The 12,388-nt window shown below is 73.0% G+C and carries 11 protein-coding genes; 4 read left to right on the forward strand and 7 right to left on the reverse strand.

Going from position 1 to position 12,388, the window contains the following annotated elements; all coding sequences use genetic code 11:
- The first annotated feature begins 9 nt into the window (after positions 1-9).
- From IAG42_RS24205 to IAG42_RS24215, 3 genes are read left to right on the forward strand one after another with little or no spacing between them, the layout of a single operon-like run.
- On the forward strand, positions 10-1,272 hold the full coding sequence (locus IAG42_RS24205; RefSeq protein ID WP_188339063.1) for an ABC transporter substrate-binding protein: 1,263 nt from the start codon (positions 10-12) through the stop codon (positions 1,270-1,272).
- A complete protein-coding gene (locus tag IAG42_RS24210; protein ID WP_188339064.1) occupies positions 1,269-2,213 on the forward strand; it encodes a carbohydrate ABC transporter permease in 945 nt (314 codons plus the stop codon). The genes IAG42_RS24205 and IAG42_RS24210 overlap by 4 nt, the downstream gene beginning before the upstream one ends.
- Entirely contained in the window at positions 2,210-3,073 is an 864-nt protein-coding gene (locus IAG42_RS24215; RefSeq protein WP_188339065.1) for a carbohydrate ABC transporter permease, read from the forward strand. The genes IAG42_RS24210 and IAG42_RS24215 overlap by 4 nt, the downstream gene beginning before the upstream one ends.
- Positions 3,074-3,110: 37 nt before the next feature.
- Here the strand turns inward: IAG42_RS24215 and nirD are convergent, their stop codons facing one another.
- The 5 genes from nirD to IAG42_RS24240 form a co-directional block, all read right to left on the reverse strand.
- Positions 3,111-3,461, reverse strand: coding sequence for a nitrite reductase small subunit NirD (gene nirD / locus IAG42_RS24220; RefSeq protein WP_188339066.1), 351 nt, complete (start codon positions 3,459-3,461; stop codon positions 3,111-3,113).
- Entirely contained in the window at positions 3,458-5,989 is a 2,532-nt protein-coding gene (nirB, locus tag IAG42_RS24225) for a nitrite reductase large subunit NirB (protein ID WP_188339067.1), read from the reverse strand. Before nirB ends, nirD begins: the two co-directional genes overlap by 4 nt.
- Position 5,990: 1 nt before the next feature.
- Entirely contained in the window at positions 5,991-7,214 is a 1,224-nt protein-coding gene (locus IAG42_RS24230) for an NAD(P)/FAD-dependent oxidoreductase (RefSeq protein ID WP_188339068.1), read from the reverse strand.
- Between the two features lie 282 nt (positions 7,215-7,496).
- Positions 7,497-8,126, reverse strand: a complete 630-nt coding sequence (locus IAG42_RS24235) for a class F sortase (RefSeq protein WP_188339069.1) — start codon at positions 8,124-8,126, stop codon at positions 7,497-7,499.
- Between the two features lie 153 nt (positions 8,127-8,279).
- Positions 8,280-8,798 (reverse strand): hypothetical protein, encoded by a 519-nt coding sequence (locus tag IAG42_RS24240; RefSeq protein WP_188339070.1) that lies wholly within the window; start codon positions 8,796-8,798, stop codon positions 8,280-8,282.
- A 256-nt stretch (positions 8,799-9,054) separates the two neighbouring features.
- Between IAG42_RS24240 and cutA the strand changes: the two genes are divergently transcribed.
- Complete coding sequence (gene cutA, locus IAG42_RS24245; RefSeq protein ID WP_188341575.1) at positions 9,055-9,378, forward strand: divalent-cation tolerance protein CutA; 324 nt, start codon at positions 9,055-9,057, stop codon at positions 9,376-9,378.
- Between the two features lie 141 nt (positions 9,379-9,519).
- Here cutA and IAG42_RS24250 read toward each other — a convergent pair whose 3' ends face one another.
- Together IAG42_RS24250 and IAG42_RS24255 are read right to left on the reverse strand one after the other, a co-directional pair.
- Positions 9,520-11,607 carry a molybdopterin oxidoreductase family protein gene (locus tag IAG42_RS24250; protein ID WP_188339071.1) on the reverse strand — a complete coding sequence of 696 codons (2,088 nt, stop codon included), beginning with the start codon at positions 11,605-11,607 and terminating at the stop codon, positions 9,520-9,522.
- A 97-nt stretch (positions 11,608-11,704) separates the two neighbouring features.
- On the reverse strand, positions 11,705-12,310 hold the full coding sequence (locus IAG42_RS24255; protein ID WP_188341576.1) for a SanA/YdcF family protein: 606 nt from the start codon (positions 12,308-12,310) through the stop codon (positions 11,705-11,707).
- Between the last annotated feature and the right edge of the window lie 78 nt (positions 12,311-12,388).

Here is a 12,388-nt window from a genome sequence, read left to right on the forward strand (position 1 = left end):
GGCGACAGCATGACCATCAGCCGTAGAGGAATGCTCGGGAGCGCCGCCGCGCTCGGCCTGCTCACCGCGTGCGGTTCGAACACCGGCCGGGACGGCGGCGGCGACGGGGGCGGCGGCGGCAGCGGCCCGAAGCTCTCGCACTGGTACCACCAGTACGGCGAACAGGGCACCGAGCAGGCCGTGAAGAAGTACGCGGCGGCCTACGACAAGGCGCGGGTGAGTGTCCAGTGGCGGCCCGGGAACTACGACCAGCAGACCGCCGCCGCGCTGCTCACGAAATCCGGCCCGGACGTCTTCGAGGTCAACGGGCCGACCCTGGACCAGATCCAGGGCAAGCAGGTCGTGGACCTCACCGACCTGTTCGAGGGCGTCAGGGACGACTTCAACCAGGCGGTGCTCGCGCCGAAGACGTACGACGGGAAGATCTGGGGCATCCCGCAGGTCGTCGACATGCAGATGCTCTACTACCGGAAGAGCCTGCTGGAGGACGCGGGGGTCGAGCCGCCGCGGACGCTGGACGAACTCGTCGACGCGGCAAAGAAGTTGAGCAACAAGAAGGTCAAGGGGCTCTTCCTAGGGAACGACGCCGGGGCCGGAGTGCTCGGCGGGACGCCGCTGCTCGCCGCCGGACTCGAACTCGTCACCGAGGACGGCAAGGTCGGCTTCGACGATCCCGCCGCCGCCCGCACCCTCGGCAAGCTCCACCGGCTCTACGCCGACAAGTCGCTGTTGCTCGGGGCGCCCGCGGACTGGTCGGACCCGTCCGCGTTCCTCCAGGGCCTCACCGCCATGCAGTGGTCCGGGCTGTGGGCGCTGCCCGCCGTCCAGAAGGCCCTCGGCGACGACTTCGGCGTCCTGCCGTTCCCGAAGGACGGCGCGCGGGGCCGCCCCGCCGTCCCGGTCGGCGCCTACGCCGCGGCCGTCTCCACCCGCACCGCGCACGAGCAGGCGGCCAAGGACTACCTGAAGTGGCTGTGGATCGAACGCACCGACTACCAGGAGGACTTCGCGCTCTCCTACGGCTTCCACATCCCCGCCCGGATCTCCCTCGCGAAGAAGGCCGCCAAGCTGCGCACGGGTGCGGCCGCCGACGCCGTCCGGTTCACCACCGACCACGGCTTCGCCCAGCCGCTGCTGTGGACCCCGGCCGCGCAGACCGCGTACCAGGACGCGCTCAACCGGATCATCAAGGACGGCGCGAACCCGGACAGCGAGCTGAAGACCGTCGTGCGGAAGGTGTCGGCCGAGCTCGACCGCGTGAAGAGCAAGTGAGCCGGGAAAAAAAACAGAAGCAAGGGAAGAGGGAGAAGCAGGAGAGTCATCGGACCCGGTGGTTCTGGGTGTTCGTCGGGCCGTTCCTGCTCGGGCTGGTCGTCTTCACGTACGTCCCGCTCGGCTGGAGCGTCTACCTCAGCTTCTTCGACGCCCACAACACCGTGACGCCCACCGAGTTCGTCGGCCTCGGCAACTACACGGCGCTGCTGCGGGACGACGCGTTCACCAGCAGCCTGTGGACGTTCTGCCTGTTCACGCTGTTCATCGTGCCGACGACCTACGCCGCCTCGCTCGCCCTGGCCCTCATGGTGAACCGGCTGCGGCGCGCCCAGGCCTTCTTCCGGTCCGTCTTCTTCCTCCCCGCCGCGTGCAGCTACGTCGTCGCCGCCCTCATCTGGAAGATGTCCCTCTTCAACGGTGTGCGCTTCGGCCTCGCCAACACTCTGCTCGGCTATGTCGACGCCGACCAGATCGCCTGGCTGTCCACCACGGACCCACCCTGGTACTGGCTGGTCATCGTCACCGTACGGCTCTGGCTCCAGGCCGGTTTCTACATGATCCTGTTCCTGGCCGGGCTCCAGCGGATCAGCCCGACGCTGTACGAGGCGGCGGCCGTCGACGGGGCGCGGCCGGGCTGGCAGGTGTTCCGGCACATCACGTTCCCGCAGCTGCGCACGACGTCCGTCGCCGTCGTCCTGCTGCTCGTCATCAACGCCTTCCAGGCCTTCGACGAGTTCTACAACCTGCTGTCCGACGCCCGCGGTTACCCGCCCTACGCCCGCCCGCCCCTCGTCTACCTCTACTACCTCGCCCTCGGGCAGGGGCAGAACCTCGGCCTGGGCAGCGCCGGCGCCGTCCTGCTCGCGCTGATCGTCGCCGTGGTGACGATCGGGCAGGCCCGCTGGTTCGGTCTCGGCAGGAAGGAGGCCGACGCGTGAGCTCCAGAACCGGAAACAGCGGGCTCAGGGACGACGGGCTGGTGCGGGCCGGGCGCGCCCTGCGCCTCGCGCTGCTCGTCGCCCTCGCCCTGCTCTTCCTCGTCCCCTTCTACCTCCTGGTCCGCAACGGCCTGGCGACCGAGCAGGAGATCACCTCCCCGGACTGGACGTTCTTCCCCACGGATCTGCAATGGGGCAATGTCACCGAGCTGTTCGAGGACAGCTCGGTCCCGTTCGCGCGCTCCCTGCTCAACTCGGCGCTCATCGCCGTCGCCACGACCCTCGGCACGCTCGTCCTCGCCTCCCTCGCGGGATACGGCCTGGCCCGCATCCCGTACCGGCACGCGAACAAGGTCTTCTACGCGATCCTCGGCACGCTGATGGTCCCGGCGGCCGTCACGTTCGTGCCGAGCTTCGTGCTGGTGTCCTCGCTCGGCTGGGTGTCGACGCTGCGCGGACTGATCGTGCCGACGCTGTTCTCGGCGTTCGCCTGCTTCGTCTTCCGGCAGTACTTCCTCGGGTTCCCCGGGGAGCTGGAGGACGCGGCGCGGGTCGACGGGCTCGGCTACTGGCGCACGTACTGGCGGGTGGTCGTGCCGAACTCCCGGCCCGTCTTCGCGGCGGTCGGCACGATCGTGTTCATCGGCGCGTGGAACTCGTTCCTGTGGCCGCTGGTCATCGGACAGGACCAGAACTCCTGGACGGTGCAGGTGGCCCTGTCCTCGTTCACGACGGCGCAGGTGGTGCGGCTGCACGAGCTGTTCGTCGCGGCCGCCGTGTCGATCCTGCCGCTGCTGCTCGTGTTCCTGCTGTTCCAGCGGTGGATCGTGGCGGGCGTCGAGCGCTCCGGCATCGACTGAGGACGCCGGGGCCGGCCCGCCACGGTCCGGCGGCGGGTCAGGCCGCCCGCACCTCGTACGCCTCGACGGCGATCCCCTCGTCGTCGAGGCAGCGGCCCGTCTCCAGGTCGAAGCGCTGCTTCAGGAGCGGCGAGGCGACGAACGGGCGGCCCTCGGCGGTGCCGAGCAGGCCGCGCGAGAGGACGGCCGCACCGGTGAACGGGTCGGTGTTGTCGATGGCGTAGACCCGCCCGGAGCGGTCCCGGAACAGGGCGGCCTGCCGGCCGTCGGGCAGGAGGGCGGCGACCCCGCGGCCGGGGACGAGCCGGTCGAGGTCGCACACCTCCAGCCACTCCTCGTCCAGAGCGAGCTGCACGGTGGTCGCGGGGGCGATCGTCGTCAGGGTCATCGGGCTGCGGTTCCTTCCAGGGAGGCCAGCGAGATCAGCGGAAGTTCGGGCTTGATCTGGTCGCGCTCCGGGACGAAGCGGACCGTCGGGTCCGGGGTGCCGGGCGCGTTCACGAAGGAGACGAAGCGGGCCAGGCGCTCCGGGTCGTCGAGGGTCTCGGCCCACTCGTCGCGGTAGTGGGCGACGTGCGCCCGCATCAGGGACTCCAGCTCGTCGCAGATGCCGAGGCTGTCGTGCACGACGACGTCCCGTACGTGGTCGAGCCCGCCCTCGATCCGGTCCAGCCAGGTCGAGGTCCGCTCCAGTCGGTCGGCGGTGCGGATGTAGAACATCAGGAAGCGGTCGATCAGACGGATCAGCTCGGCGTCGCTCAGGTCCTGCGCGAGCAGGTCGGCGTGGCGCGGGGTCATGCCGCCGTTGCCGCCCACGTACAGGTTCCAGCCGTTGGCCGTGGCGATCACGCCGAAGTCCTTCGACTGGGCCTCCGCGCACTCGCGGGCACAGCCGGAGACCGCCGACTTCAGCTTGTGCGGGGAGCGCAGGCCCCGGTAGCGCAGCTCCAGGTCGATCGCCATGCGGACCGAGTCCTGCACGCCGTAGCGGCACCAGGTCTGGCCGACACAGGACTTCACCGTGCGCAGCGCCTTGCCGTACGCGTGCCCCGACTCGAAGCCCGCGTCGACCAGCCGGCCCCAGATCGCCGGGAGCTGGTCGACCCGCGCACCGAAGAGGTCGATGCGCTGGCCGCCCGTGATCTTCGTGTAGAGCCCGAAGTCGCGGGCCACCTCGCCGATCACGATGAGCTTCTCCGGGGTGATCTCGCCGCCGGGCACCCGGGGCACGACCGAGTAGGAGCCGTTCTTCTGGAGGTTGGCGAGGAAGTGGTCGTTCGTGTCCTGGAGCGCCGCCTGCTCGCCGTCCAGGACGTAGCCGTCCGCGCCGATCGACGGGGCCAGCGAGGCGATGATCGAACCGACCGTCGGCTTGCACACCTCGCAGCCCTCGCCGCCGCGCGCCGCCTCACGCCCGTGCCCGTCGAGGACCTCGGCGAACGTCGTGATCCGCTTGACCCGCACGATCTCGTACAGCTCCTGACGGGTCAGCGCGAAGCAGCCGCACAGGCCCTCGTCGCCGGACTTCGGCAGCAGCTGCCCGATGAGCTTGACGCAACTCCCGCAGCCCGTACCGGCCTTGGTGCACTTCTTCACCTCGGGCAGCGTGGTGTGGGCGCAGATCTCGCCCTTGGTGACGTTGTGGCAGGAGCAGATCACCGCGTCGTCCGGCAGCGCCTCCGGGCCGAGCTGCGCGGGGGCGCCCGCACCGGCCGGCAGCACCAGGGCCTCCGGCGCGACGGGCGGCACCGTGCCGGTCAGCGCCCGCAGCGTCCCGTACGCCTCCGCGTCCCCGACCAGGATCCCGCCGAGCAACTCGCCGCCGGAGCCGATCACGAGCTTCTTGTACGTGCCCGAGCGCGAGTCCGAGTAGACGACGTCGAGACAGCCCTCCGCCGCCCCGTGCGCGTCGCCGAACGAGGCCACGTCCACGCCGAGCAGCTTCAGCTTGGTGGACAGGTCGGCGCCGGTGAAGCCGTCGCCCGCCGTGCCGAGGATCGCGTCGGCGGCCGTCTGCGCCATCTCGTAGCCCGGCGCCACGAGCCCGTACACCCGGCCGTCCACGGCCAGGGCGCACTCGCCGATCGCGAACACCGCCGGGTCGCTCGTGCGGCACTCCGCGTCGACCGCGATCCCGCCGCGCTCGCCGACCTTCAGACCCATGTCCCGGGCCAGCTGGTCGCGCGGCCGGACCCCGGCGGAGAACACGACGAGATCGGTCGCCAGCTCCGAGCCGTCCGACAGCTTCATCGCTCGTACGGCGTCCCGGTCGCCGGTGACGATCTCCTGGGTGCCGACGCCCGTGTGGACGCTCAGACCCATGTCGCCGATCGTCCTGAGCAGGGCCGCGCCACCGCCCTCGTCGACCTGCACCGGCATCAGGCGCGGCGCGAACTCCACGATGTGCGTGGTCAGTCCGAGACCCTTCAGCGCGCCCGCGGCCTCCAGGCCGAGCAGCCCGCCGCCGACGACGGCACCGACCGTCGCGTGGTTCTTCGCGTACTCCTCGATCGCGTACAGGTCCTCGATCGTGCGGTACACGAAACAGCCGGTCGCGTCCTTGCCGGGGACCGGCGGCACGAACGGGTACGAGCCGGTGGCCAGGACCAGGGTGTCGTACGTGAACTCCAGGCCGGAGCGGGAGCGCACGGTGCGGGTCGCCCGGTCGACGGACTCGGCCGGGTCGCCGACGTGCAGCTCGATGTTGTGCGCGGTGATGAACTCCGGGTCCGTCATGGACAGTTCCTCGGGCGTCGTGCCCGAGAAGTACGAGGTGAGCTGGACCCGGTCGTAGGCGGGGCGCGGCTCCTCGCAGAGCACGACGACGCGGTGGCTGCGGGTCAGGCCGCGCTCGGCGGCCGCTTCGAGGAAGCGCTGGCCGACCATGCCGTGGCCGATGAGAACGAGGGTGGGCATGTCAGAGGCCTCCGTCGTGGGTGAGCAGATGGAGCAGCGGCGCGCCGACGGCGTCGTCGGCGGCCAGGGATTCGTTCGCCTCCCAGGCGAGGGCGAGCGCGCCGACGCTGGCGAGCTCCCCGACCAGGACGCCGCCGACCAGCCGGTCGCCGCGGACCACGACCTTGCGGTACGTGCCGCGGGTGGCGTCGGTGAGCTGCACGACGTCGTCGCCGGGCAGCGGGTCGGGCTCGCCGAACGCGGCGAGGTCCAGGGGGCCGGCCTCGTGCGGGAGCGTGAGCCGGGTCAGGGTGCGGGTGCCGGTGTACGCGGCCTCGGCGCCGGTGAGCAGCGCCGCGAGCGCGTCCGCCTGTTCGAGCGCGGGCGTCGCGAGGCCGTACACCGTGCCGGCGTGCTGGGCGCAGTCGCCGACCGCGCGGATGTGCGGGTCGCTGGTGCGGAGCTCGTCGTCGACGACGATCCCCTTGCGCACGTCGAGCCCCGCGGCCTGCGCGAGGCCGGTGCGGGGGCGGACCCCGCAGGCCAGCACGGTGACGTCGGTGTCGAGCATGAAGCCGTCGTGCAGCTCGACGCGGCGGACGTGCCCGTCCTCGACGCGGACGCCGCGCACCCGGCACTCGGTGTGGATCTCGACGCCCAGCTCGGCGAGGTGCCGGTGGACCAGCGTGCTCGACCGGGGGTCCAGCTGCCGCTCCATCAGCCGCTCCGCCTGCTGCGTGAGCACCACCTGGGCGCCGCGCCGGGCCAGCGCGCGGGCCGCCGACACACCCAGCAGCCCGCCGCCGATGACGACCGCGCGGGTCCCCTCGGTGACGGCCCGCGACAGGGCGAGGCAGTCGTCCATCGTGCGGAACGCGTGCACGCCGAGGGGGAGTTCGGTGGCGCCGGGGGCGAAGAGGCCGCGCAGCGGAGGCAGCACCGGGTTCGAGCCGGTGGCCAGGACCAGGGTCTCGTACGGGACCTCGGTGCCGTTCTCGCACTGGACCACGCGGCGCTCACGGTCGATCCGGACCGCGCGGGTGCGCAGGGGGGAGGCGGGGGTGCGGGGGAGGGCGATGACGTCGGGGGCGTACGTGCCGGCCAGGACCTCGGCGAGAAGCACGCGGTTGTACGGGGCGTGCGGTTCCTCTCCGATGAGCACGGCGTCCTCGCCCAGGCGCTGGGCCAGGCGGGTGCCGGCCAGGCCGGTGCCGATGATCACTGGGCGGGGGGTCGGTGCGGGCATGCTGTTCAGCGTGCGGGGTGGGTGTTTCTCGGGGGCGTCCCGTCGGTTTCTCCCGCGGTACGGGGTGCTCCGCGGGTGGTTCGGGGCTGTGTGAGGCGGCGCCTCTTCGGCTGCCGGGTTCCTCTTCGCGGGCGGCTCTCCCACCGCCGTGGCTGGTCGCGCAGTTCCCCGCGCCCCTGATGAGGCTGCGCCTCATCGGGGAAATGCGACCCGAAGGGTCTGCATTTCAGGGGCGCGGGGAACTGCGCGACCAGCCCCCACCGGGCCGCAGTCGACGTACGACTATCGGCTGGAGGCCAGGTGGGCGAACACCACTACGTTGCCCTCGTACCCGGTGCCGCGTGAATAGGGGCCCCCGCACGTGATGACCCGGAGCTCCGCGCGGGAGCGCGGCCCGTAGACCTTCTCGTCGGGGAAGGACTTCGCGTCGTACACCTCGACGGAGTCCACCGTGAAGACGGCCACGGAACCGTCCCGCCGGTCGATCTCGATCGTGCGGCCCCGCGTGAGCGCCCCGAGGTCGTAGAAGACGGCGGGCCCGTCGGCGTTGTCGACGTGCCCGGCGACCACCGCCGTACCCCGCTCACCCGGTGTCGTCCCGGCCTCGTACCAGCCGGCCAGGTTCTTCTTCTGCGGCGGCGGCACGTCGAGGCTGCCGCCGCGGGTCAGCCGCAGCCCCATGAGCGGCGCGTCGACCCGGATGGACGGGATGCGGATGCGGTCCGGCGGGGACGGGGACAACGGGGACGCGCCGGGCGGGGCGTACCGGTCGGTGCCCGGACGGGCCTGCGCCGCGGACGGCTGCGGCGGCGGATGCCCGCCGGAGTTGGTGGCCAGCAGCCAGGCACCCGTGCCGAGGGAGAGCACGGTGACGACCGCTATCGCGGAGTTGACTGCCTTGCCCGATCGCACGGGACCTCCTGGGACGAACGTCGCCCGCCCCTCCGGTCCGCGAGGGGCTGCGGCCGGAGGGGTGGGGACTGGCGGTACCGGTGGGCGGACGGGTCACGGACGGCGGAGGATGTCCGCGACCCGGTCCGTCCGTGGTGGCTCCTGCGGATCCCTTCAGATCCCCTCGCCTCTCGCCCGGCGATGCAGGAGCCAGGTACCGCCCGCGGCGGCGACGGCCAGAGCCGCCACGCCCGCCGCGGTCTGCACGGGGTCGGGTCCGAGCGCGCCGCCGACCCCCGTCTTCACATGGCCCTTCGGCATCTGCGCGCCCGAAGCGCCGGCCTGGGCGAGCGACACGATGAGGTCGCCGGTGACACGCGTGCCGCCGGCGCACTGCGCGACGATCTCGTACGTGCCGGGCTGCGCGGACGCGGGCACCGCGAAGTGCCCCGCCGCGTTGTCGCCGTCCGAGGCCGGGGCGAGCGTGAACGCGCCCGCGCCGACCGTGCGGGCGTCACCGGCCGCCGTGCCCCGCGTGCCGCACGCGGTGGTGTCCACGGTGACCGTGGTGCCCGGGGCGGCCGTCGCGGGATAGACCTCGAGCCCGCCCTGCGCGGCGGCGGCCGGGGCGGCGCCGAGACCGGCGAGGGCGACGGCGAACGCGGCGGCGGTCAGCGGTCGGCCTGTGCGCATCGTGGAGCTCCTTCGCGGGCGTCGGACGCGCCCTGCAAGTCCGAGGTAAGTACCAGTCGCCGCCGCACGCCTGCTGATGTTGCGTCAGATACGGGGTTTCGGCAGGGGTTCTGACGGGGTGGCGGGTGCGTCGTCGCAGGTCATCGGCGTGACAGGGAGCGCGGGGTGCGGGGAGCGGTGCGGGCGTACGACCGGGTGACCGGACACTCCGTCAGGCGGCGGCGCGGGGCCCGGAGGTCACAATGGGGGAGTGGAGATCACCGACGAGACCGTGCTGACCGTACTGACGACGACGGACGCCCCGGATCGGGCGGACACCCTGGCCCGCGGCGCCGTCGAGGCCCGCCTCGCGGCGTGTGCGCAGGTGTCCGCGGCGGTGACGTCCGTGTACCGGTGGGAGGGGGCGGTCGAGACGGCCCGGGAGTACCAGATCCTGCTGAAGACGACCGCCGCGCGGTACCCGGAGCTGGAGCGGTGGCTGACGGACCACCACGACTACGACACGCCCGAGATCGTGGCCGTGCCGGTCGTGCGGGGTGCCTCCGGCTATCTGGGATGGGTGCGCGGCGAGACGACCTGAACCGTAGCTCCGGCGGGGCGCGTCGTCGTCCGCGGGCCGGTGGGGGCTGGTCGTGCAGTTCCCCGCGCCCCTGAAATGCATACCCTTCGGGCGCATTTCCCCGATGCTCCGGCCCCCACCGGCCCGCACCCGGCGAAACGGCTACACCCGTTCGACCCGTACCGCGCACACCTTGAACTCCGGCATGCGGGAGGTCGGGTCGAGGGCAGGGTTCGTGAGGGTGTTGGCGCGGCCCGGGCCCGGCCAGTGGAAGGGCATGAAGACCGTGTCGGGGCGGATGCCCGGGGTCAGACGGGCCGGCGCGACCGCGCGGCCGCGCCGTGACACCACCGCCACGTCCTCGCCCTCGGCCACGCCGAGCCGCGCCGCGAGCCGGGGGTGCAGTTCGACGAAGGGGCCCGGGGCCGCCCGGTTGAGCTCGTCGACGCGGCGGGTCTGGGCGCCCGACTGGTACTGGGCGACGACCCGCCCCGTCGTCAGGTGCACCGGGTACTCCGCGTCCGGCTCCTCGGCGGCCGGACGGTGCGTCACCGGCACGAACCGGGCCCGGCCGTCCTCGTGCGCGAACCGGTCGAGGAAGAGGCGGGGCGTACCCGCGCCGTCCGGTTCCGGGCAGGGCCAGAAGACGCCGTCGCCCTGGGCGAGACGCTCGTAGGAGATGCCCGCGTAGTCGGCCGGGCCACCCGCGGAGGCGCGGCGCAGCTCGCCGAAGACCTCCTCGGGGTCGGCCGGGAAGCCCTTCTCCAGGTCGGGGGCGAGGCGCGCGGCGAGTTCGCGGAGCACTTCGAGGTCGGAGCGGACGCCGTCGGGCGGGGTGAGGGCGCGGCGGCGCAGCAGCACCCGGCCCTCCAGGTTCGTGACCGTGCCGGTCTCCTCCGCCCACTGCGTCACCGGCAGCACGACGTCCGCGAGTTCGGCGGTCTCGGACAGGACGACATCGGCCACGGCGAGGAAGTCGAGGGAGCGCAGCCGCTGCTCGACATGGGCCGCGCGGGGCGCCGACACGACCGGGTTCGAGCCCATCAGGAGCAGCGCGCGGATGTCGCCGCCGAGCGCGTCGAGCAGCTCGTACGCGGAGCGGCCGGGGCCGGGCAGCGAATCCGGGTCCACGCCCCAGACCCCGGCGACGTGGGCGCGGGCGGCGGGGTCGGCGAGCTTGCGGTAGCCGGGCAACTGGTCGGCCTTCTGGCCGTGTTCGCGGCCGCCCTGCCCGTTGCCCTGGCCGGTGAGACAGCCGTAGCCGGAGTGCGGGCGGCCCGGGCGGCCGGTGGCGAGGGCCAGATTGATCCACGCGGAGACCGTGTCCGTGCCCTTGGCCTGCTGCTCGGGCCCGCGCGCGGTCAGCACCATGGCCTCACCGGCCCCCGCGAACAGGTCGACCGCCTCGCGCAGCCGCGGCACCGGCACCCCGGTGACCCGCTCCACGTACTCCGGCCAGTGCGCCATCGCCGCGGCCCGCGCCCCCTCCCAGCCCGAGGTCCGCTCCCGGATGTACGCCTCGTCGGCGCGGCCCTGCGCCACCACGAGGTGCAGCATGCCGAGGGCGAGCGCGAGGTCCGTGCCGGGGCGCGGGGCCAGGTGCAGGTCGGCGAGTTCGGCGGTCCGGGTGCGGCGCGGGTCCACGACGATCAACGTGCCGCCGTTGGCCTTGAGTTCGGTCAGATAGCGCAGCGCGGGCGGCATCGTCTCGGCCGGGTTCGAGCCGACCAGCAGCACGCAGCCGGTGCGCGGAATGTCCTCCAGCGGGAACGGCAGCCCCCGGTCGAGCCCGAACGCGAGCTGACCGGCGGCCGCCGCCGACGACATGCAGAACCGGCCGTTGTAGTCGATCTGCGAGGTCCGCAGCACCGTGCGGGCGAACTTGCCCAGCGCGTACGCCTTCTCGTTCGTGAGGCCGCCGCCGCCGAACACGGCGTTCGCGTCGGGGCCGTGCGCGGTGCGGGCCCGGTCGAGCCCTGCGGCGATCGTGTCCAGGGCCTCGTCCCAGCCGGCCGGTTCGAGGCGGCCCGTGGTGGCGCTGCGCACGAGCGGGCCGGTCAGCCGCACCCGGGACGACAGCACCTCGGCGGCGCTCTGGCCCTTGCCGCACAGGGCGCCCCGGTTCACCGGGAAGTCCTCCCGGCCGCTCACCGTGGCGTCCGGGGCGACCCGCATCCCGCACTGCAGGGCGCAGTACGGGCAGTGCGTGGCGGTGGGGGCGGGCGGCTCGGAGGCGGTGACCGTGTGCATACGGGCCAGCGTGCGGGCCCGTTGTTACGCGGTGAGGGGCGCGGCGGTTACGCACGGGGTACGCGGTCCTCCCCGCGCCCGGGGTCAGGCCGTGAGGTCAGCGGCGCAGGGCGTCCGCGATGCCGGTCTCGCGCGGGCCGAGGAAGTGCGGGTCGGGGCGGACGACCGCGTCCAGGGCCGCCTTGCCCGCCGCGATGACCTCCCGGGCGCCGCCCGCGTACCAGGTCACGTCGTGCGGTTCGTCCACCCCGACGCCGTACGAGGACACGCCGGCGGCCTCGCACAGGGCGACCGCCCGCCGGATGTGGAAGCCCTGGCTGACCAGGACCGCGCGGTGCACCCCGAAGATCTTGCGGGCCCGCACGCAGGAGTCCCAGGTGTCGAACCCGGCGTAGTCGCTCACGACGGCGCGTCCCGGCACGCCGTGCCGGGTCAGGTAGTCCCGCATGGCGTCGGGCTCGTCGTAGTCCTCGGTGCTGTTGTCGCCGGTGACCAGGACGGCCCGGACCCGGCCCGTGCGGTACAGCTCCGCCGCGGCGTCCAGCCGGTGGGCCAGATACGGGGAGGGCTCCCCGTCCCACAGCCCCGCGCCGAACACGACGGCCACGTCGGTACGGGGCACGTCCCCGAGCGCCTTGACCCGGTCACCGGTCGACGCGAACAGCCACGTCGCCGGCAGCAGCGCGAGCACGCACAGCCCCATGAGGGCCTGCACGGCGATACGCCGCCCCCGCGTGGTCCGGGGCAGCCGCGGCCTGGTTCCGGGCAGCTTCAAGGGTGG

The organism is Streptomyces xanthii, assembly GCF_014621695.1.
Classification (GTDB): domain Bacteria; phylum Actinomycetota; class Actinomycetes; order Streptomycetales; family Streptomycetaceae; genus Streptomyces; species Streptomyces xanthii.